The sequence below is a fragment of the Paenibacillus terrae genome, from assembly GCF_000943545.1.
GTDB classification, from domain to species: domain Bacteria; phylum Bacillota; class Bacilli; order Paenibacillales; family Paenibacillaceae; genus Paenibacillus; species Paenibacillus terrae_A.
In genome coordinates this window covers 68,555-89,213 of record NZ_JTHP01000019.1, presented here as the reverse complement: position 1 = coordinate 89,213, position 20,659 = coordinate 68,555, and the positions used below count along the sequence as shown (strand labels likewise).

Annotated in this window: 20 protein-coding genes and 1 tRNA gene; 6 read left to right on the top strand and 15 right to left on the bottom strand. The window is 48.5% G+C overall.

From position 1 onward, the window contains the following. Positions 1 to 142: 142 nt before the first annotated feature. Both QD47_RS11775 and QD47_RS11770 read left to right on the top strand, forming a co-directional pair. Positions 143 to 793 carry a hypothetical protein gene (locus QD47_RS11775; protein ID WP_044646304.1) on the top strand — a complete coding sequence of 217 codons (651 nt, stop codon included), beginning with the start codon at positions 143 to 145 and terminating at the stop codon, positions 791 to 793. A gap of 292 nt (positions 794 to 1,085) precedes the next feature. After that, positions 1,086 to 1,877, top strand: a complete 792-nt coding sequence (locus QD47_RS11770) for an IS4 family transposase (protein ID WP_235332250.1) — start codon at positions 1,086 to 1,088, stop codon at positions 1,875 to 1,877. A 334-nt stretch (positions 1,878 to 2,211) separates the two neighbouring features. Here QD47_RS11770 and QD47_RS33145 read toward each other — a convergent pair whose 3' ends face one another. The 11 genes from QD47_RS33145 to QD47_RS11725 all read right to left on the bottom strand — a co-directional run bounded on the left by QD47_RS33145 (position 2,212) and on the right by QD47_RS11725 (position 10,050). Further along, positions 2,212 to 2,325, bottom strand: a complete 114-nt coding sequence (locus QD47_RS33145; protein ID WP_235332251.1) for a DNA cytosine methyltransferase — start codon at positions 2,323 to 2,325, stop codon at positions 2,212 to 2,214. A gap of 724 nt (positions 2,326 to 3,049) precedes the next feature. Then, entirely contained in the window at positions 3,050 to 3,247 is a 198-nt protein-coding gene (locus QD47_RS11765; RefSeq protein ID WP_044646303.1) for a hypothetical protein, read from the bottom strand. Between the two features lies 1 nt (position 3,248). Further along, entirely contained in the window at positions 3,249 to 3,674 is a 426-nt protein-coding gene (locus QD47_RS34150; RefSeq protein ID WP_412177973.1) for a M15 family metallopeptidase, read from the bottom strand. Beyond that, positions 3,593 to 4,012, bottom strand: coding sequence for a M15 family metallopeptidase (locus tag QD47_RS34145; RefSeq protein WP_412177972.1), 420 nt, complete (start codon positions 4,010 to 4,012; stop codon positions 3,593 to 3,595). The genes QD47_RS34150 and QD47_RS34145 overlap by 82 nt, the downstream gene beginning before the upstream one ends. Positions 4,013 to 4,016: 4 nt before the next feature. Continuing rightward, the gene (locus QD47_RS11755; RefSeq protein ID WP_044646302.1) at positions 4,017 to 4,325 is read right to left on the bottom strand and encodes a BhlA/UviB family holin-like peptide; all 309 of its coding nucleotides are present in this window, start codon (positions 4,323 to 4,325) and stop codon (positions 4,017 to 4,019) included. A gap of 59 nt (positions 4,326 to 4,384) precedes the next feature. Next, entirely contained in the window at positions 4,385 to 5,365 is a 981-nt protein-coding gene (locus tag QD47_RS11750) for an acetylxylan esterase (RefSeq protein ID WP_044646301.1), read from the bottom strand. Positions 5,366 to 5,444: 79 nt separating this feature from the next. Continuing rightward, positions 5,445 to 7,418, bottom strand: coding sequence for a glycoside hydrolase family protein (locus QD47_RS33140; RefSeq protein ID WP_235332249.1), 1,974 nt, complete (start codon positions 7,416 to 7,418; stop codon positions 5,445 to 5,447). 139 nt (positions 7,419 to 7,557) lie between these two features. Beyond that, on the bottom strand, positions 7,558 to 8,208 hold the full coding sequence (locus QD47_RS11740) for a hypothetical protein (protein WP_052646764.1): 651 nt from the start codon (positions 8,206 to 8,208) through the stop codon (positions 7,558 to 7,560). 122 nt (positions 8,209 to 8,330) lie between these two features. Then, entirely contained in the window at positions 8,331 to 9,302 is a 972-nt protein-coding gene (locus QD47_RS11735; protein WP_161797174.1) for a tyrosine-type recombinase/integrase, read from the bottom strand. A 255-nt stretch (positions 9,303 to 9,557) separates the two neighbouring features. Continuing rightward, positions 9,558 to 9,629, bottom strand: a tRNA-Thr gene (locus QD47_RS11730). 73 nt (positions 9,630 to 9,702) lie between these two features. Next, a complete protein-coding gene (locus QD47_RS11725; protein ID WP_025682770.1) occupies positions 9,703 to 10,050 on the bottom strand; it encodes an MTH1187 family thiamine-binding protein in 348 nt (115 codons plus the stop codon). A 630-nt stretch (positions 10,051 to 10,680) separates the two neighbouring features. On the opposite strand from QD47_RS11725, the gene QD47_RS11720 reads away from it, so the two are divergent. Together QD47_RS11720 and QD47_RS11715 are read left to right on the top strand one after the other, a co-directional pair. Next, a complete protein-coding gene (locus QD47_RS11720) occupies positions 10,681 to 13,014 on the top strand; it encodes a ribonucleoside-diphosphate reductase subunit alpha (RefSeq protein ID WP_044646299.1) in 2,334 nt (777 codons plus the stop codon). Between the two features lie 20 nt (positions 13,015 to 13,034). Then, a complete protein-coding gene (locus tag QD47_RS11715; protein WP_044646298.1) occupies positions 13,035 to 14,066 on the top strand; it encodes a ribonucleotide-diphosphate reductase subunit beta in 1,032 nt (343 codons plus the stop codon). An 83-nt stretch (positions 14,067 to 14,149) separates the two neighbouring features. On the opposite strand, the gene QD47_RS11710 is transcribed toward QD47_RS11715, so the two are convergent. Both QD47_RS11710 and QD47_RS11705 read right to left on the bottom strand, forming a co-directional pair. Next, a complete protein-coding gene (locus QD47_RS11710; RefSeq protein WP_044646297.1) occupies positions 14,150 to 14,956 on the bottom strand; it encodes a patatin-like phospholipase family protein in 807 nt (268 codons plus the stop codon). Between the two features lie 115 nt (positions 14,957 to 15,071). Continuing rightward, positions 15,072 to 15,752, bottom strand: coding sequence for a MarR family transcriptional regulator (locus tag QD47_RS11705; protein WP_044646296.1), 681 nt, complete (start codon positions 15,750 to 15,752; stop codon positions 15,072 to 15,074). 246 nt (positions 15,753 to 15,998) lie between these two features. Here QD47_RS11705 and QD47_RS11700 point away from each other — a divergent pair, with 246 nt between their 5' ends. After that, positions 15,999 to 16,949 (top strand): beta-ketoacyl-ACP synthase III, encoded by a 951-nt coding sequence (locus tag QD47_RS11700; RefSeq protein WP_044646295.1) that lies wholly within the window; start codon positions 15,999 to 16,001, stop codon positions 16,947 to 16,949. A gap of 442 nt (positions 16,950 to 17,391) precedes the next feature. Here the strand turns inward: QD47_RS11700 and QD47_RS11695 are convergent, their stop codons facing one another. Beyond that, positions 17,392 to 18,228: an HAD hydrolase-like protein gene (locus QD47_RS11695; RefSeq protein WP_044646294.1), complete on the bottom strand. Its 837-nt coding sequence runs from the start codon at positions 18,226 to 18,228 to the stop codon at positions 17,392 to 17,394. A 177-nt stretch (positions 18,229 to 18,405) separates the two neighbouring features. Between QD47_RS11695 and QD47_RS11690 the strand changes: the two genes are divergently transcribed. Continuing rightward, complete coding sequence (locus QD47_RS11690; protein ID WP_044646293.1) at positions 18,406 to 18,915, top strand: hypothetical protein; 510 nt, start codon at positions 18,406 to 18,408, stop codon at positions 18,913 to 18,915. Here QD47_RS11690 and QD47_RS11685 read toward each other — a convergent pair. Next, positions 18,899 to 20,647 carry a bifunctional ADP-dependent NAD(P)H-hydrate dehydratase/NAD(P)H-hydrate epimerase gene (locus QD47_RS11685; protein WP_044646292.1) on the bottom strand — a complete coding sequence of 583 codons (1,749 nt, stop codon included), beginning with the start codon at positions 20,645 to 20,647 and terminating at the stop codon, positions 18,899 to 18,901. The two genes, QD47_RS11690 and QD47_RS11685, sit on opposite strands and share 17 nt — an antisense overlap. Positions 20,648 to 20,659 lie beyond the last annotated feature (12 nt).

Here is a 20,659-nt window from a genome sequence, read left to right as displayed (position 1 = left end):
AATAGAATGAGCCACAGTTTATTATCATTGATGTAAAACTTGAAAAGTATTACATATTCAACACCAATATTCGATAATAAAGGTAACAAGATAAAATGAGCAACTACCTCAACCGATGAGGATACTCACAGGAGAATTCATCATGTCAAAGAAAGTTTTATTGATTACTCTACTTTCTGTAGCTCTAACAGCTTGTGGAAGCAATATAAAAGAAGAAACAACAAAAGCAGGGTCTAATTCTTCAACTACATCCTTTACTACAGAACAAACAGCGAGCAATGAGAATACTGCTCAGCAAAGTTCTACAAATAATCAGGTCACAGATCAACAATATTTATTTGCCGAATTCATGAAAAATGGGACACCTGTTTTAACAGAAGATCAAGCTTCTATGGAGCGAGCATCTTACGACTTCATTGTTAAAAACAGTGACTTATTTCCTTCAACAGATAAAAGCAAAGTCATTAATCTAGTAGACAAATCTGTAACAACAAAACACTTAAATAAAAATCTGAATTTATACTTAAACAAATTTGTAAAAATAAGCGGCGATGTAATAGATATAGAAGAAGATAACATTGCTGCAGGGACAATGGCTATCGTTTATATTAGTGATGAAAATGATAATACAGTAATGGCTGTTTATCCAGGAGCAAGTGGGGACATTTTTGAGGGTGACGTTGCTACGGTTATTGGAGTTCCTATTGTTAATTTTTCATATGAAAATGTTTCAGGTGGTTATACGAATACTACACTGCTAGCAGCTTCCATTCTCACAAAAGAAAATCAATAATTTTAACAAAGTAAGCCCTTCGGGGGCTTTTTCTTTTAAAACACAGCAGAATTGGTGAAATTAAGTGCGTTCCGGTAAAGTTCCCGTAAGATGCTTAATTTTTCGAGAAATTGTATATTCACTATGAATCCTACCTTTGTTCATCAGTACAATTATTTAATAGATAGCTTACTCATACAAAAAGTAGTTATTTTACCAGGCCTGTTGAATAACCACAAAATGGTAGAAAAAAGATCATCTTTTCTGTAGAATCGTTGGTACCAGCCAAATGAATCCGAAAGAAGACGATCTCATGAAAAATTCCATCACGATTACATCTATCCTTCAATCCATGCTGACTCCTGAAGAAGTTCAAAGGGTTGTGAAGTTAATAGGTTATGAAGACAAAGCCCGCAAGTTTACGGTGTACCATTTACTCCAATACGGGTGCATGGCTGCGCTAGAACAATGGAGTAGCTATCGATCCAGCGTAGATTATGCGGCTCTCTGTGGCTTGCCTGTCGTCCATTATTCACGCTTTTCAACCAAAGCCGCTGAAGTCCCGTTTTCCGTATTTAAGGAACTTTTCCATCTACTTGTTCGCAAATGTAATCGGGAAGCACGTCGGAAACTGACTTTCCCAAAAGAATTATTACTCATCGATTCAACCACGATGACGGTGGGAAAAACGCGTTTGCCTTGGGCTCCTTATCACGGAGAGCGTGCGGGCATTAAACTTCATGTCGCTTTACGAGCAGAAAATGGGCAACCTCTTCAGGTGATAGAAACGCTGGGTTCAAGACATGATGGCCCCGTGAGTGATGCGTTGGCTCAACCGGACTACATTGTGGTGATGGACCGTGCTTATGGGAAACTGGAGCGTCTTTATAACTTCAAAACCCATGGACAATCGTTTGTCATTCGACTTCGCGACAACGTCCATTTGGAAAAGCCTCATGCGCTACGTCGCCTTACGAAGCCAGATTCATCCGTCATTCGAGATATCACTTGCCAGTTGGGGACACCTCAGTGTCGTTCCAGGCAACGTCATCGTGTGGTGATGTTTCGGGATTTTGAAGGTCGGGAAATTCGGGTTACCTGTTGAATGGCTGATTCAGATTCAGCGCGTTCTTCTTCAGTGTACCTCTTGTTTCATTAATTAAGTTACTTTTTTTGGTTATTCAACAGGCGTGCTGGAACATATATCTAGAAAAAAGGCTATAAACCTGAGAGGATGGCCCATGAATACATTACAATGTCCACACCTTCTTCTCGCTCCTTAATATCACCCATGTTCATATCCGGTAGATGCTATTTTGTGCCAACGTTCAAAAGTTAGGCTGTCTGAATTGATTGGCCTGCCCTCTCCGCAACGAATGTTCCTGTACAACACGGGCGGTTCGCTGAACTCCAATCATTGAGGCGGAAAAGGTAAATCCTCACGGGACCGCGATGAAGAAAACGCACTCCCGCTTTTGAGGAACGCCCATCGTGGCTGAGTTGAGAAAGAATAGCTGCGGCCTGTAGCCAATCTCTCGAAAGCGAGATAGCACCAAACTGACGAAGCCTAAGAAACATTGGGGATTCAATTACAGGGGAGTCCATGAACACCGAAGAACCCACTTTACTAGACTAAAGGGTAGAAAAATGGTAGAAGATTGTCCAAAATCACAAAAAAGCGCGGCCTCCAAAAAGCTTGGAAGCCGCGCTGTGCTTGAGTTTCATAGAGTGCTGGTGAAGGGAATTGAACCCCCGGCCTACGCATTACGAGTGCGTTTAATCTCCGTTATCGTCCCGAAACCTAGACGTAGCCTATGACGGACATTCAGACGATGACCTACGGATTGTACGAAGCCCTACGGTTTGGTATTTTAGTACATAACGATTATACCACGGGGATATTGTCGGAGCAACGCGTCCATAAACGAAGAAAAAGCGCCCGCCTCCGAAGAGACAAGCGCTAGTTTATTGTAACGTTAAATATGAGGCCGTATCGCAATAGTCCGTATAAGAACCACAGTATGATACCGCCAATTATGAAACCGGATATTAATCTCGCGTATAGCTTATCAACCGGACATGTCCCAAAAACTCGGGTCGCCGTCGTCCTCTTCTTCGGCCGCTTTCGCCGCTACTGCGGATTCCTGATCTTTCAAACCGAATCCCCTCCGTATCTCATGTTTACCTAAATAATACCATCGGACTAGGCCGTTGTTACTAAAAGAAAAACGGACCCACCTACGCACTATAGCGCAAATGGATCCGATTTTACTCGTCTTACTTCGTATCTTCCGCCTTCTCTTCCGCTTTCTTAAACGTCGAGTACACGCCAGTCCCGATCAACGCGTACGAAACGATGTCTACTCCGATTTGCCACGTTCCGAAGTCCGGGGCTACTCCGTACTTTCCGAGGACTTGGTACGCGAGGCCGACGACGGCTGCGATGAATAACGGGTTAGTTAGACGCTGTTTCATATTACGCTGCACCTCCTTTCATGCCGAATACGCCGGCGCGGTCGAGTACGGTAATCATCCGGTAGAAGTCGTACGATCCATCGTTTGCCGTATCGAGTGCCCCGGCTGCCTTTGCGTTAACACACGCCCGCTCCGCCCACGCTGGTACCTTCGCGAGTTTATTCGCAGACTCCAGCGCGATTACACGATCCTGCAACGCCTTGAAAGCGGCTTTCTCTTCCGTTGTCATTTCGTCATCCTCCGATTTATTCGTTTGAAGTGCGTCAATCTTCGTCATTGCTACGTTAAGCTGCGTCTGCTTCGGACGCTTGCCTGCGCGATAATCTGCGGTCGATAGTCCGAACGTCATCTCGAAATGCGGATAGTCTTTAAACGAGCGCCAATCACCGCCCCAATCCCATCCGATACGTTTTGCCGCCGCGACCACCTCGTCCCAGCCGCAATACCGTCACCGTCGCCATCCCGCCGCATATCCCACGATACGTTTTTCCCATCCGGTAGTAACAGCGCGAAATCAATCGCGACTCCGAAATTGTGGTACGAGTAGCCGCCACGAGCATTCGTAACGATCTGACCGGGCTTGGCACGGCCTTGCGCGTAAAGTCCGTTTTGCTCGTCAATCGTACGTAGCCCTTGCGTAATAACAATCGGAACTCCGCACGCGTAGGCAAAGTCGATAAGCAACTCGGCCGCTTTACGTTGGACGTCCGACAGACTTACGATCCGTTTCGCGGACTTAGCGCGGACTTGTTCTAGCGTTAACAATTGGTCATCCCTCCCGTTTAATTGCCGATTTGATATCGTTAACGTCGATCCCAAGCGTCTCGTACTGCTGCGCCAACGTTTCGAATTGATGCGTGATACCCTCCGCGAGTTTTAGCAAGCGGTCCTCTCGTTCGCGCGCTTCTGAATTGATGCGGTGTTCTCGCTCGGCCGCTTCGTCTTGGATGCGGGACTCACGGGCCTTGCCGTCGTCTTGAATGCGCCGAGACTCACGTAGTTGGTACAAAAAGAGCGCAACAAAAAGGACGGCGAAGATACCGTCCTTGAGTGCTGCGTTTATTAACGTTTGTTCCATGCATTAAGCCTCCGTAACGAAAAAACACGCCCCATGTAGAGACGTGCTTAACGTATAGATTATAAAGATTTATTGAAAAAATCCGTAGCAACTTGCGTAGAAAACTCATGTGTTACTCCGCGCGGTGAGAGTAGAGATACGTTCCCTCCTGCGTCGGATGCTTCGTAGTGATCTTTGATTTTAGCGTAAGAAACTTGAGCGTCTGCGATATGGAAGTGGTCCATTTCGCCGTTAACGTATAGGGCCTTGCGTGGTGCGATTAGATTGCCGACATCCCACATCTCCCCTACGTTAAGGATGCCGCTAATGTTGTTACAGATATCGTGAGTACCGTCTGTGAACGTTTTTGCGTAGGTGCCGAGGTAACCCTGTACGTACGCAGCGCTTACTCGATCATCTAACGCAGCAACTAACATACTCAGTGCTCCGCCGGTAGATACGCCAGCAGTTCCGATTCGTTGCTTATCTACGTATGGGATTTCGTTCACGGCTGCGCTCAGGTACAACGCGTCTGTAGTTATATCTCCGTACCATGAACCGCCGTGCAAGCGCGATACCGCGTCTAAGACTAGGTGATCGCCCATCTTCGCAAGCTTGCCCATTCCTCTGTTTTCCATGACGAAAACTAAATATCCGCTTTTAGCAAGTTCAACAGCCCCTGCATGTTGATATGATTCAGGTTTGCTGATTAACTCTTCCATCTCTCCGTGTCCCGAAAATACCAATATTGTCGGATACTTTTGAGTTTCCTTGAACCCCAATGGGTAAACTACTTCCCCTGGTATTTTCTGATCATTAAAGCTATTAAAAGTAAATTCAGCAACATCTAACCCCTGAGCCTTCCTTGTTTCACCGTACGTAAGATCCACCTTTGAAGTCAACGGCAGTTGGCCCTTATTTAAGTGCACACCGTAGGCGGAAATTAACTCGCTCTTGAACACTTGCTCTTTAGCATCTTTTTCATCCGCAAAAGAAATGCTGGTGCTGGTAGTGAAAATACAAACAATTACAAAAAACAATAGAGCAATTTTTTTATGCATGCATCTAACAACCTTCCCTAGTAATTGATGTTAATACCTTACAATTACTTGGGAAGTAAAGTCAATAAATTCGGGAGATTTATACTCCAATGCGCAGCATAAGATAGCCGTTTGAACGTATAACGCCAGCATGATTCGTAGGGTCTATCGCGAGATTACATCCGTTTGATCCTGTATTTATCGTGATAGTGTTCGTTACGCGTCCATTAGCGTCATTTCCCAGCACGGTTTTGCTCAAAGATATTCCTACAACTTTAGCGGTAGAGCCCTCAACCCAATAAGCTCCCCGCACCTCCTCCGTGTCTGTATTAAACGAGGTAGCCGACACGGGATTAAAAATAAAATCCCCTTTCATTACGTACGCTGTCGGAGTTATTCCGCTTTTACGTATAGGGGATACGAAAGTGTACGTCTTAGCCGCTTGCACTGTCAGCACTGAGCCTGTCGCCGGAAAACCGAGAGACTCGAAATTGACGTACTGCACGTTGTTCGTTCCGTCGAGGCTCGGGGTGGACTCGTGGTAATGGCCCTGTGTCGGGCTATCGTCGTAAACGTTATTTCCGGAAACCGTAGCTTGTAGGAAGTTTGAGACGTTAACACCACCGCGCTCCGAAATCCCCCAACGATAGCCCGTACCGAGCACCATATTGCCGATAACCTTAGCCTTACAATAAAGACTATTCGCTATTGCGGAATCCATCTCGATCTGAATACCGTAAAGCTGCGCGTCTTGCCGCGAGTTCGAGTCCGACATTATGACCTGGTTTGTACTAATTAGGATGTCTTTAAAAGAGTCCGCACGTATAATCTTAGCCTCCGCATAGTTCCCGCCCTGACACGAAAATCTAACCGTATTGTTTACGATTGACGCGCTCACGCCGTTACTAACGCGAATAGCAGAGATATAATGCGTACTGACTGAATCCCTGATATCCATATCAACTGTGTTGTTGGTTATCAGTACGTTCCTAAAGTTTGCAAAGCTACTTGGCATAGTTGAGCTGCCGACAAAGACAGCCGATCTCATCTTACCTGTGATGATATTACTAGCTATCGAGATATTCTCAAATTTATTAGTTGGATCACCGACCAGGTAAATGCCAGCGCTATTAATATTATTGAGTTCGATCTGGTTGTCCTCGACATCCGCGGTGGATATAGATGTATCGTCGTCGTTACCGATTGCGATCTGACCTTTATTCGCGTTCGCGCAGACGATTATATTACCCACTACGCTAATATCTTTTACGGTAGACGCGTCGTGTCCGAGCTGCAATACCATGTCAGACAGGGACGTAATCTTGTTGTCAGATAACGTTATCTCTTCGGGGTTTGTATCGTCCAACAGTAGTCCCCATATGCCTAAATTTTTAGCTCGGTCTATTTGGATTGTAGCTGTTCCATAGGTGTCTTGCAGATTGTTACAAACGCAGTCTCGTATAGTCACGTTACGCGATCCGCAGATATCAACGAAGTGTTGGTCGTGGTTGAGCGAACCGACGCGCTCGATTAGTACGTTGTCTGCGTGTCCCAGCGCGATTAAATCCCCGTAAGTCCTCGGTGTTGTAGTGACAACTCCGTCCGTAATCGTAAAATTTCGCAAAGTGATATTACCCGCGGCCGTGTATCCGCCTTTTGTATCGTAATCCTTGTTTACGAGTAATATGCCGTTTTGGCCGCGCTCGCTTTCTAACCGCTTGAGAATGGTAACGCCCATTCCGGAGCCTTCTATCGTTACACCTGCCGGGATTACAATACACGCCTTACTGTGCGTGCTTTTAGCGAGGCTCAGTAGAAACGTACCAGCACCGAGGATGAGTTTTCCACCGCCTACGCTTTCGAGATAATTTAGCGCGTTCTGAATAGCCTGCGTTTGGTCGGTCCCGTCCCCGTTAGCTCCGTACATATCTGACGTAACGACAAATCGTGTTACCTTGTCCAGCTTCCCTTGAGTTGTACCCGCAAAAGTATCTACAGCGCGCCAGTTTTCGTCCAGATACTTTTCCAAATCAAAATACGTTTCGTTGGCGTATCCGGAACTCCCGCAGTGCATGCGCTTCATCCCCGCCGAATGCTACTGGCTCAGAATGTTGCCGGCCGTCATATTCTATAAGGACAAACGATTCGTTTAAATAGACTGCGAAATCAAACGGCAGCGGTCGTTTAAATCGACAATCATCAAACTTGTACTGCTACGCATACGGATACGAACGTGTGTCGAGAAATTCACGCACTCTACGCTCACCTTTTGATCCAGCACAGCACGGGCATCTAACATCTTGGAGAAAGGAGTTTGCAACCAGTGCCCACTCATTTCCGCAAGTATTATGCCGCATAACAATTAAAGCATTTGAGTTAATATACTCACTTAAAACACTGTATTCATTCCCTACAAGAACTCTTACTTCTTGCTTAAATTGTTCTGTGGTTTTCTTTTCAAACCCGGAGCACGGACGGCATCTCTTTCCCTGAAGAAAGTCACTGGGGCGCTGCATCCATTCTCTTCCACAGGCATTGTGCTGCATTCTAATAGGCTTCTCCACACTAGTTAGATTACCTATTAGCGTGTACTCACCGTTCGTTTCTTTTGTAACGTATTTCGCAAATCTATCAGACGTCCAGCGTGTAAACCTCCTTGCTTTTGGATTCTTAGCCTCAGTTGCCTTACGCATATCTACTCGTGCACACGCTCTGCAACGTGACTGGTGCCCGTCTTTCGCTTTTTTACTCAGATGATAGTCATGTAGCGCCTTAACCTCGCCGCATTTCGTACACGCCTTTGCGTCAACCTCCGCACCGTCTACGACTATCTTAACGATCTCTACGCGCCTTCCTCTCGCCATATATTCGTCTCCTTCCCGCTTTGCTTCGTATACATAATATAGGGACACGAATCTTCGGATTTGGGACACGGAGGTAAAAAAAATAACGCCCACCTCCGAAGAGATGAGCGCTATTGTCCGTTCTATTGACGTCTTTTTCTTACGCGAGACATTCCGAGTCGTGAAAGTGGCGAATATTGCGCATGACTATCCCGCATAGCGCCTTCGTTTACCTTGACGTACCCCTGCGTGGTCTTAATATCAGCGTGCGCTACGATCCGTTGCAATGTGAAGAGGTCTCCACCGTTAAGTAGATAGTTTGTGCAGAAGTAATCGCGGAACCGGTGCGGAGACACTGGCGTTACTTTCCGATCAATACCTACTTTGTCCGCATACTGGCTTAGTCTCTTTCGGAATTGATCAGCTTTTAACGGATCACCGTAATTCGCCAGAAATATGAAGTCCGTATCAAAATAAGCGCGGTTTTCTTCCATGAGCTTAATCAACTCACGTAAAACACTCGCCGATACCGGAACGATTCGCGGTTTCCTGTTTTTGTTCATATGACCCGGCAGCCGTATGCAACGTGACGCGATGTCCAGGTGGACCGACTCTAACCGCAACGCCTCGTTAATTCGCAACCCCGTATCCGCAAGTAACAACATAAGCGTACGGTCGCGGAAGCCCGCAAATGTATCAACGTCGGCAACTTCGATTAAAGCCCGGAGTTGTTCGTCGACGATTACACTTTTCTCCTCGGTATCCTTGCGCGGTGACTTCAGCTTCTCCGCCGGGTCTTCGCTCATCAATCCTTCGGACGTCCAAAATTTACACATTGTTTTCAACGCGCGGAGTCTTGATGCTACCGTGACGGGTGAGAGATTACACCCTTCTACTCGCCGTTCTTCGACACCTTCATATTTTGTACGTTCGTAGGACATATAGTTCATATACTCGCGTAGAATGGCCGTATCAAGTTGCCCTACTCCACTTATCTCCGAATGACTCTCCGTAAGCCATTCCCGAAAATAACGCCAGTAGCTTTGATAGTCTTCGAGTGTTCGCGTCCGTAACTTCTCCGCTCGTTTAGCGTTGTAGAATAGATCGAATCCCAACTCAAGCCCAATGAAACCGGCTCCTTTTTCAGATCGCCCATTACGTCGTTTAGCGGTGACCGCCTTACCCTTACGCGGATCAATCGACATAGCAAAAAACCTCCTACAAAATACCGTAGGAGGCTCCGTATATACCGCATTTCAGCGCCGACGTTCGTCTGATTTATCGCTAGGAAAACGTTGGCCTAGCGTCTGCCTATCCGGAACATTCAACGAGTGACAAACGTTGATATGACGGGAAATTCTAACGAAGGATGCTGGTGAAGGGAATTGAACCCCCGGCCTACGCATTACGAGTGCGTTGCTCTACCCCTGAGCTACACCAGCAGGTCAGTGTAACTGACAACAAAAACTATTATACTCTTCCTTACATAAAAATCAATGACTTACATCCATTTTTTCAACTAGGATTTGGATTTAGTTCGGTAACGTTTCCTGTTGCGGTGCCAGATAGTTTATCTGCGACGGAACGGAGCTTTTGGCGACTGGAGGAAGGCTTGTCACGGCGATCATCAATTTTGACCGAGGTGGAAACGCGCTTGGCTCCTGACAGGAATGGCGCTTCGTGCAGCGCAGCAATAGCGGTGAACACATCGTCCAACGAACCTTCAATAATCGTACTCATGGAGGTAAGCTCATAGGTAATTCCTTTTTGCGTCTTCAACACTTTTTGCATCTGGGCAACGTAGTCGCTCAGGCTCGTACTTCCTGTTCCAATCGGGATCACTGTCACTTCTGCAATGGCCATCGCCAAGTTCCTCCTTTAATTTAAAATCTTCACTTCTTTAAAAATCTAAAACCTCTGTCCGATAAAGCAACCTTATTTCATAAAAACAGTCCATATGTATGCTGCTTGTTTCTGTAGGAAACATCTTTATCATTCATTGTACCGTTCACAAAGCCTCAATTCAAATGCAGCCCGCGACTTCTCTGCAAATTTTGAGTTTCCATTCCTTTTCCTTTACGTATGGCTTCAAATGTTGCTATAATACTCCTTGCGCTTATTTGAAATTTTAAGTTTCTCAACACAACATGTTGGGTTAAATATTTATAAGACGTCTAAATGTAGTGATGTAGCCGATAAATCGTACGGGAACCATCTTTTCCCCCTTCATTGGCAAGCGCATCGCTATTTCTATGTTGTTGGATTACATACAGCCCCAAAATGCTGTCTGAACCGAGCAAGCAACCCGGGAATTTTCACCCAAAACCCGGAACTGCACACCTGCAAACACACGGATGCTTCGCCTGTCTTCCAACCGTTGGACAAGCTGACCTCATCGCTTTATCATCATTTCTTTTCAGCGTCGTTTTTCATTTTCACTGTCATTTATTTTCAAGTTTATCTCCCAAGTCAGGAAAGCGAGGAATTAATCCCATGCCACAACTCGTAACGAAACCAAACAACCGCCAGTTGGCTTTTGATGAAATACGCATTTCCGTATATGCCGACCGTGTGCTCAGCGGATTGGACAAGCTGGATAAAGATCGCCTGATTCGCGGTGTAACCAGCAAGCTGCGCCGGGACGAAGTCACGGGCGACGAAATCAGCAACGCGTTTGCGATGGCTGCGCTTGAACTGGTCAGCAAGGAAGAACCAGACTGGAAATTCGCCGCTTCTCGTGCTTTACTCACCTCCTTATATAAAAAAGCGGCCACTCACCGCCGTTACAAATCCTATGCGGACGAGCCTTACGGCGCTTTTTATCCACTGATTACCGATTTGGTCCAAAAAGGAATTTACCGTCAAGAGCTGCTTGATTACTACACCAAGGAGCAAATTGACGAGCTGGGTGCATCCATTTTGCCGAAAAATGATCTGCTGTTCGATTACATCGGGCTGTTGACGCTGTCCGAGCGCTATTTGGCAAACGATTTTGACGGACGGGTGATGGAGCTGCCGCAGGAACGTTATATGATCATCGCGATGTACCTGATGCACAAAGAACCTGCCGACAAGCGTATGGAGCTGGTGAAGGAAGCTTACTGGGCGATGAGCAATATGTACATGACGGCGGCTACGCCAACCATGTCCAATGCCGGGAAAAAGGTCGCCGGACAGCTCTCCAGCTGCTTCATCGACACCGTAGACGACTCGCTGGAAGGCATTTTCGATTCCAACACCGATGTAGCCCGTCTTAGCAAAATGGGCGGCGGTATCGGCGTATACCTCGGTAAAGTACGGGCACGTGGCTCCGACATCCGTGGACATAAAAATACAAGCTCCGGCGTGATCCCGTGGATCCGCCAGCTGAACAATACAGCGGTCAGCGTAGACCAACTGGGTACACGTAAAGGCGCAATTGCCGTCTATCTGGACGTATTCCACAAAGATATTCTTGCGTTCCTCGATCTGAAGTTGAACAACGGTGACGAGCGCATGCGTGCACATGATGTTTTCCATGGCGTATGTCTGCCCGATCTGTTCATGGAGCGGGTGGAAGCACGTGGCGAATGGAACCTGTTCTGCCCGCATGAAGTGAAGAAGGTCATGGGCTGGAAGGATGACAACGGCCGTCCACTGGGGCTGGAGGATTTTTACGATGAAGGCTTTGGTACAGGTTCCTTCCGCGAGAAGTATGAGGAAGCGTCACAGCATCCAATTCTCTCCCGCATTACGGTGCCTGCTATCGACATCATGAAGCGCTTGATGAAATCGCAGCTGGAAACAGGTACGCCATACATGTTCTACCGCGATACAGTAAACCGTGCGAACCCAAACCGCGCCCACGGTATGGTATATTCCTCCAATCTGTGTACGGAAATTATGCAAAACCAATCGGCGACCGTGGTGGAAAAAGAGGAGTTAGTCACCAAGGATGGACAAACACGCATTGTCATTTCCAAAATTCCTGGCGATTTTGTCGTCTGCAACCTGAACTCCATCCATCTGGCTCGCGCAGTTCCGGCAGGTGTGCTGGATCGTCTCGTACCGATTCAGGTACGTATGCTGGATAACGTTATTGATATTAACAATATTGAGGTGCTGCAAGCACAATATACGAACAGTCAATATCGCGCAGTCGGTCTGGGTACGTTCGGACTCCATCATCTGCTCGCACTCGAAGGTATCCGTTGGGAATCCGATGAAGCGGTAACCTATAACGATCATTTGTACGAAAAAATTAACTATCTGGCTGTAAAATCAAGCATGGAGCTGGCGAAGGAAAAAGGCCGTTATGCCAAATTTGAAGGCTCTGACTGGTCTACCGGGCATTATTTCACATCCCGTGGCTATACTGACGGTACGCGTGAAGGCAAATTTGTCACCACGTCCGAGTGGAGTGAACTTGCGGAAGAAGTCAAACAAAACGGTGTTCGCAACGCATGGCTGTTCGCCATCGCGCCTAACGGTTCCACCTCCATCATCGCAGGTTCTACGGCCAGCATTGATCCATTGTATGAGCTGCTTTCCTATGAAGAGAAAACAACCTACAAGATCGCTAACCCTGCACCGGACTTAAACGAAAAAACGATCTGGTACTACAAAACAGCTTTCCTGCTGGATCAGCATGCTTCGATCAACATGGCTTCTGCCCGTCAGCGTCATATTGATCAGGGCCAAAGCTTTAACCTGTATGTGCGCCCGGATATCAAAGCTACTGAATTCCTGGAACTGCACATCCATGCCTGGAAATCAGGTATGAAATCAACCTATTATGTACGCAGTCGCGCACTGACGATTGAAGAATGCGATAGCTGTGCATCCTAAAATAAAGGAGAGAATCTCCCATGCAGTTACAAAAGATTTTTAACACGGAAGCGCCTAACCGCTCTACCCGCATTATTGAAGGCGAAAACTCCGGCATTCTGAATTGGAACGATATTCGGATGCCGCATATGTACAAGCTGTACAAGGTACTGCTGCTGAACCACTGGATTCCGGATGAAATCCCGATGTCCAAGGACGCATCCCAATTCCCAACACTGGATGCCGAAGAACAGCGCACGTTCAAAATCAACATCGGCCTGCTGGCCGTACTGGATTCCATGCAAACGATGTTTGTCGGGGATGTAAAACGCTACTTTACCGATTCTTCACTGGAAGCTGTGTCAGCCATTATCGGGCAGCAGGAAGTCGTGCATAACCAATCCTACTCCTACGTGCTGTCCTCTCTGGTATCGGATCAGGAGCAGAAGGAAATTTTTGAATACTGGAAGAATGATCCTGTACTGCTGGAGCGTAACACGTTCATCTCAGACATTTATCAGGAGTTCCGTGATGAACAGAATCCGCAAACCTTTTTCCAGGCGATGGTGGCGGACTTGATTTTAGAGGGCATTTTCTTCTATAGTACGTTCGCTTTCTTCTATAATTTGGCCCGTGACCAGAAGATGATGGCGACCAGCCAAATGATCTCCTATATCCAGCGGGATGAAAATCAGCATTGCTACTTTTTTGCCGAAGTGTTCAAGCAATTGTTGTCTGATTTCCCTGAGCTGGACACGAAAGAAAATATGGATTATGTCTACCGCATGATCGACCGTGCAGTCGAGCTGGAAACCAACTGGGCGCACTACACGCTCAAAGAGGTTCGCGGCATCGACTTGAACGAGCTGGGCGATTATATCAAGTACATGGCGAACATGCGCCTGAGACTGCTTGGTATGGATAAAGCCTACGAAGGCGTTGACATAAACTGTATGCCTTGGATCAAGCCGTTCTCGGATGAAGCTCTGAACGCGACAAAAACAGACTTTTTTGAAGCAAAATCGCGCAATTACGGCAAGGTCGGAGACGACAACAGATTTGACGATTTGTAAGAATAGCTGCAGATTATAAGTATAAAATACGGAAGTGTCTCACAAGCCATCTATGGTTAGAGACACTTCTTTTCTTTTTCAAACTAAACATGCATCTGTGCTGGTTGCCCATGATAGGCTATTTGCAGCTTCAGCTCATCCATGATGCATTCGGCCGCTTCCTCGCCAGCCTCGACACATTCAGGCCATTTTGTAAAATCAAACGCCGCAATATGTCCGACTTCAGGGCGAATGACGACGTCTGCTAGCCGGAGACTATTATGCTTTCGTTCAGCGGTCATCAAGCTGTAAGAGCGGTATACAACTTCCAACATATTGCGCGGCGGCTTCTTTTCATGTCCCCGTGCCACATCAACAGCAATCACTAAACAATCTGCTTCCCGACTCATCTCTTCTACAGGCAAATTGTTTAATACCCCTCCGTCGACTAGCACCTTGCCTTCATGCATCACAGGAGCGAATAAGCCGGGAAACGCCATCGTAGCCCGCAGTGCTGTCACCAAATCACCTTGTTCAAAAATGAATTGCTTGCCTTCCAGTAAATCGACAGAAACAGCTTTAAAACGGATAGGAAGATCCTCAATCTTCTGCGTATGCTGTCCATGCTGTTGCAGCAACTCATTCACCACCGTATTCATGCTGTTACCGGCAATTAAACCACGATGGCGTATGCCGATATCCAACAGGCGGTATTTAGGTGTCTTTTTAATACAATCCAATAGAGCATCCGCAGGAACACCCGCCGCATAAAGTCCGCCAACAATGCCGCCCATACTCGTACCGACGATACAATCGACCTGAATCCCATGTCTTTCGAACGCTCTCAGTACCCCCAAATGAGCAAGTCCTCTGACTGCTCCCCCACCCAAAACCAATCCTACCTTCGGCATATACGCAACCCCTTTACATGTATTTACTGCATCCGTCCAAACACACAAAAGACCCAAAAACCAAGCGTAAGGAGGCCAGCTTCCTCTCCTCACGAATGACTCATTCCTGTTATATTCAAAAATAAAAAGCCTCGCTTAGAAAATCGGAAAGCAACCCTTTTTCCTCGTCAGAAAGATCCGAAATGGATTGCAGAAAACGGGAAACCAGCTCCGTAATTTCAATGCCCAGTTCATCGTTCATCGTTTGTACGGCCATACCCAACACAGTGCCAACAAACATGGTCATGCCCATTTCCTTGCTTGGCGCTGTAAGGACAATCTGCTGAATCCAGGGACCTCTTTTATCTCCCAGCTTCTTCAAGTACATCAAAAGCAGCCCTATAATATAGGCGCAAAAATTGATCCTGACACTGGCTTCAGGAATTTCAGCCCAAATTTTTCGGACCGCATCATTGGGACTTGTGTTGTTCAAATCCTTGAGCAGTCCCGAGATGTTCTCGACGGTTTTTTTCCAATCCACCAGATCCACTAATTCATTCCGGGACTGGTTGAACAAATCCGAAGCTTTATCCGTAGGCACAAATACGACCTGAGATCGTCCGGTTACCTTGGCATTCACCTCGTAGCTGCGCGTAATAAAACCGAGCTTTTCAATTTCTTTCAGCATGTCATAAGCCGTCCATTTGCTAACGCCTAATGATTTAGCTAAGGCTTCGTAATGAATAGGTAAATTCGTCTTTTGATACAAATCCACTAATGTATGCAGAAATTGCAGACGACGTTTAGTAAGTGACACGGTAGCGTTGTATACCTCCCTGTGTATTCCCTGCGAATACGTTCTTGGGTTTTTTGTGTCTAAATCTTAGCACTGAATATCTATATAATCAAGCAGCAGGCTCACTCCAGATTCCTCCGTGCAGCAAGCTGCTCTTTGCATATTTTCTTTTTCATCCGCCTGTGTTATATTTTTATCCATACTGTTTTTTGGTTTTTTTGGTCTTTACGGTCTTTTGTGTGATTATTTCATTGGAGGGAAACATAAATGCAATCAGCACTCAACCTGAACGGGGTTACAATTACAGGTACCGGATTCTACGTTCCGACATCCCTGTTAACCAATTTGGAATTAGCCGCATCTCTGGACACATCCGATGAATGGATCAGCCAACGAACAGGCATCCGTCAGCGATATATTGCAGAAGCATCCACGGATACCTCTGACCTTGCCGTCGTTGCTGCAACCCAGGCTTTAAGCCGTGCCCAATTATCCCCGGAAGACGTGGATCTCATTGTTGTGGCGACTTCAACTCCTGATTATGCCTTCCCCTCCACAGCCATGCTGGTCAAGCAAAAGCTCGGAAGCCGCGCACCTGCATTCGACTTATCGGCAGCCTGCTCCGGTTTTGTGTACGCCCTTTCGGTCAGCAGCGACATGATGAAATCAGGCGCCTACCACAACGTTCTGGTGATTGGAGCGGACAAGTTCTCCAAAATCATAGATTGGCAGGACCGTAATACTGCTGTCCTGTTTGGAGATGGGGCAGGCGCTGTCGTCCTTCAATCTCGTCCTGGTGCTTTCCCGTGCTTCTCCTTGCTAGGCTCGGAAGAAGGTGGGGTAGAAGCGCTGACATCCCCGGTCACAGGCCCCATCACCATGCAAGGTCGAGAGGTTTTCAAGTTTGGGGTGCGTATTGTGGAATCTATGCTAACTAAAGCTCTGGAAACATTGAAATTAAGCATTGATGATATTGCTTTAATCATTCCACATCAAGCCAATATTCGAATCATCGAGAGTGCCGCTGGCAAGATGAATATTCCTCTGGATAAATTTTTTGTGAATATCGAAAATTACGGAAATACGTCAGCGGCTTCTATTCCCATTGCGCTTGCGGAAGCCATGGAACAACAGCGCGTTCATGCCGGTGATATTGTGATGCTGGTCGGATTCGGCGCGGGTTTGGCATGGGGCGTACAAGTCATTCAGATCGCATGAATTCTCTACTTAACAGAAAAGGCCTTGGTCCAGTTCTATGAACCAGCTTTGCCCTTTAGGGATGGGTTCAACAGAAACGGGCTAAGGCCTTTTTGCATAAAAAATCAATCAAATATATGATTATCTATTCATTCTTATATCATTCTGCTTATCCCTTTGATTGTCATCAGCGGCTTTATTTTATGGACCACCAAACATTCCAGCGAGAACGCATCCTTATCCACCTTGCAGCAAAATAACGAAGCTCTCGTGACCAACACCGCCAAGCTGATGAAAATAAGATAGTTGTCCGAAGTATCCCACAATCTGACGATCCTATCTGACAATTTTAAAATAGTCACATGCCCAGAACCTGAGAAGTTCACTTTCGTCCGATGTGGTGCATACATATACCCTAGAACCGTGTAATCCAATCCATAGCTCCACAGTGTATCAACGCTGCTCACGATGGAGGCATTAACGCTGTTTTTACTTGCTTTGTATAGGAAGGATAGCCGCCGGTATGCTGGAGCATTTCGATTTCACGCAAAATACGCGGCAAGTCAGCGACCGAGTTCATGACGATGTGGGCTCCTGCCCTTTTTAATCCGTATACGCTCTGTCTGCGCCGTTCCTCAGCCACTCTGTCGTCGGATTCACGGCTAGTTGCTTGCGACGTGGTCAGCGCACCTTCGCTATGATTCAGCACACCTATTGTCCACACACCGGCATTCCTGCCCTCTTGCATATCAGCTGCCGTATCTCCTACTTTGACAATATCGCTAAGCGGGAAAACCTGTAAGCGGTGTGCAATCTCATAGATCATCCATGGATAAGGGCGCCCTTGCGAAACTTCACAGGGAGCTACTGTGCAATCCAGTGCATATGGGGACTGTGCAGGCGTAAAAACGTTGCCCAGCATCTCCATCGGGCAAGATGCGGTAGCGCCTGACTGAATCCGACGATCCTGCAACTCATTCAGCGCTTTATCGATACCAAAAGTGGGCTCAGCTCCTTGGATCAAAGAACGGAGAACAGGCACAAGTTCAAGATAAATATGCTCAATATCCGTTCTCCCAGGATGCGTACCGAAGCAATCCAGCCATTTTTTCCGAACCTCTGAAAGTGCCAGCACATTCGCAATATGATCACGGATCGGTAATCCTCGCCCATGAGATGCTTGTTCTTCGGTTACCTGTACACCCTTCCATCTGAAAATATCACGTATTCCCTGGATTAAGCCTCGTCCTCCGGGGTCCAACAATGTACTTTCGAGATTAAAAATAACCGCTTGTATCATGCAATCCCCGCCTCTCCGTAACGCGGCTATCCGCTGTCATCATTTCTTAGGACCATGATACACAGCTAACGTAAAATGAAATGCCATAAAGCGTCAGCGGAGTGTAATTGAAAATAAATTCCTTGATTGGTTGCGGATTACTGATTGTAATGAAGTGTACTAAGGAGGAATCGCAACATGAGACATCCATGGAATGAATATAATCCCAAGATGCCTTGGCGGATGGAACTGGGTTGTTATGCGCTGAACAAACTGGCTTGCGGAGGGCTGGTGTTTGGTCTGATATGGGCCTATTGCTATATAGCAGAGGCGATGACGGGAATTCCTGTAGCCATAGCAGGCAATAGCGGTGAGCTGGCCGCGCAGCTGTGGGCATATGGTTTTGCCCTACCGGCAGCTCTTGCCGCCGATGCGCTGCACGACCTCTTACCCTGGCTGCGAAAGCCGGAGCGGCTCACCCTGTACCTTGCCGCAGGATTCAGTATCTTCCTCCTGCTTGGTTCTTTTATATCCCCTGAAGGAGCGGGCATCTCATGGAGCAACGGCATCGCGGGTACCGTGATTACATTACTGTATTATCAGGGAAGGCATTATGCGGGAAGACCCCGGCTGAGTCGTGGATTTGGGGTACAGATCATCCTGGCCTTCCTCCTGCCCTTGCTGTTATGGTCTATAGGGCTTCAATAATATCACCCGCAATGACCGAGGCGGCATGCTGGCGATGACGCGCGGCTGTTTCTCCAGCCGCGCCGTGCAAGTACACGCCAAAGGCTGCTGCCTGTGAAGCGTTCAAGCCCTGCGCCAGCAAGCCTGCGATGATCCCTGTCAGCACATCACCTGCGCCGCCTGTCGCCATCCCGGCGTGGCCTGTCGTGTTGACATAAACCGCTCCGTCCGGGCACGCAATGACGGTACGCGCTCCCTTGAGCACCAGCGTGACCCCGCGTGTCCGGGCGTACTGCCGGGCATGGGCGATGCGTTCACGCTGCACCTCGGCCGTCGATATGCCCAGCAGACGAGCCATCTCGCCCGGGTGTGGCGTCAGTACAACCGCCGCACCTCTCGGCTTCCAGGCCTCAAGCTCTGGCCCCGCCGCAGCGAGGATGTTCAGGGCGTCCGCATCAAGTACGAGCGGGCCGCTGTATTCTTCCCACAGGCGGCGCAGCCAGCCAGTGTCTCCCGCGAAGCGGCCGAGGCCGGGGCCAACGGCCAGCACATCGCGCGCCTGCGCGAGCTGAAGCAGCACATCCGCGGAGCCGGCGTTCCACTCGCCGTCTCCACCTGCGGCTGCGGCAGCGAGCATCAGCTCCGGCGCGGCTCCTATGAGGCGCGGCAGCAGCGCTTCGGGCACTGCCCACGTCACAAGGCCGCTGCCGATGCGCAGAGCGGCACGTGCGGCCAGCAGGCCCGCGCCGCTCATGCGCAGGCTTCCCGCCGCGACGAGAACGTGCCCGTAGGTGCCCTTGTGCCCGTCCGGCACGCGGCTGCGACTCACGTCCACGCCCAGCGCTTCGCGCAGCGTGTCGCGGGTCAGGAGCCGTAGCTGTACGCCGTGCTCACGGGCAAGCCCGGGCGGGATGCCGATGTAGCGTACCACTACATCGCCTGCGTTCCCGGCGCCCGGGTATTGGACGAGCCCACACTTCAAGTAGGCGAGGCATACGGTGACGCGTGCGCGAATGCACGGCTCGTACAGCGCACCTGTGTCGGCATCGAGGCCGCTAGGCACATCTACCGACACAAGCGGCACGCCGCTGGCATTGGCCTCGCGAACCAGCGAAGCGTAAGGTTCGCGCGGCGGGCCTTGTGTGCCCGTGCCCAGCAGGGCATCGACGATGCCGGAGGCGCCGCGCAGGTCGAGAGCATCCCGGCCGTAGACAAGGGCCGGGATGTGCAGAGCCGCGATGGTATCGCGTTGCACTGCCGCTTCGCCGCGCAGCGTGTCCGGCGACTCGGCGTACACGACGGTGACGCGCAGACCCGCATCCGTCAGATGACGGGCCGCCACCAGTCCGTCACCGCCGTTGTTGCCTTTGCCGACGAGAATATACCAATGCTCCCGTTCCCACATGGCATGTCGCCCGTGGCTCCAAGGCTCCGTCCGAATAACACCGCCATGTCCCGGCGTATCCCCAGGCCCTGAGTGGGCGACCTGTTCACCATAGGCTGGACCCTCATCATATCCTTGCTTGGCAGCATCTTGCCCCACTATATATCTGCGTTCCGTACCGTATGCTGAATCCACATGGCTTTCCGAGAAGCTCTTATGGCTCCATCCACTTTCCATAGCGCAGAGCTTCAATACCTCGTCAGCTACCGCACGCCCGGCATTTTCCATTAAGGTAAGGGCCGGGATGCCCAGCTTGTCAATCGTATACCGATCCAGTTGCCGCATTTCCTCGGCGGTCACAATATACATGCTTCTTCGCCT

Bases quoted from the DNA above. Each gene is read 5' to 3' on its own strand.
- QD47_RS11775 (WP_044646304.1), top strand. From the start codon at position 143: ATGTCAAAGAAAGTTTTATTGATTACTCTACTTTCTGTAGCTCTAACA.
- QD47_RS11770 (WP_235332250.1), top strand. From the start codon at position 1,086: ATGAAAAATTCCATCACGATTACATCTATCCTTCAATCCATGCTGACT.
- QD47_RS11765 (WP_044646303.1), bottom strand. From the start codon at position 3,247: ATGAAACAGCGTCTAACTAACCCGTTATTCATCGCAGCCGTCGTCGGC.
- QD47_RS11755 (WP_044646302.1), bottom strand. From the start codon at position 4,325: ATGGAACAAACGTTAATAAACGCAGCACTCAAGGACGGTATCTTCGCC.
- QD47_RS11750 (WP_044646301.1), bottom strand. From the start codon at position 5,365: ATGCATAAAAAAATTGCTCTATTGTTTTTTGTAATTGTTTGTATTTTC.
- QD47_RS33140 (WP_235332249.1), bottom strand. From the start codon at position 7,418: ATGCACTGCGGGAGTTCCGGATACGCCAACGAAACGTATTTTGATTTG.
- QD47_RS11740 (WP_052646764.1), bottom strand. From the start codon at position 8,208: ATGGCGAGAGGAAGGCGCGTAGAGATCGTTAAGATAGTCGTAGACGGT.
- QD47_RS11725 (WP_025682770.1), bottom strand. From the start codon at position 10,050: ATGGCCATTGCAGAAGTGACAGTGATCCCGATTGGAACAGGAAGTACG.
- QD47_RS11720 (WP_044646299.1), top strand. From the start codon at position 10,681: ATGCCACAACTCGTAACGAAACCAAACAACCGCCAGTTGGCTTTTGAT.
- QD47_RS11715 (WP_044646298.1), top strand. From the start codon at position 13,035: ATGCAGTTACAAAAGATTTTTAACACGGAAGCGCCTAACCGCTCTACC.
- QD47_RS11710 (WP_044646297.1), bottom strand. From the start codon at position 14,956: ATGCCGAAGGTAGGATTGGTTTTGGGTGGGGGAGCAGTCAGAGGACTT.
- QD47_RS11700 (WP_044646295.1), top strand. From the start codon at position 15,999: ATGCAATCAGCACTCAACCTGAACGGGGTTACAATTACAGGTACCGGA.
- QD47_RS11695 (WP_044646294.1), bottom strand. From the start codon at position 18,228: ATGATACAAGCGGTTATTTTTAATCTCGAAAGTACATTGTTGGACCCC.
- QD47_RS11690 (WP_044646293.1), top strand. From the start codon at position 18,406: ATGAGACATCCATGGAATGAATATAATCCCAAGATGCCTTGGCGGATG.
- QD47_RS11685 (WP_044646292.1), bottom strand. From the start codon at position 20,647: ATGTATATTGTGACCGCCGAGGAAATGCGGCAACTGGATCGGTATACG.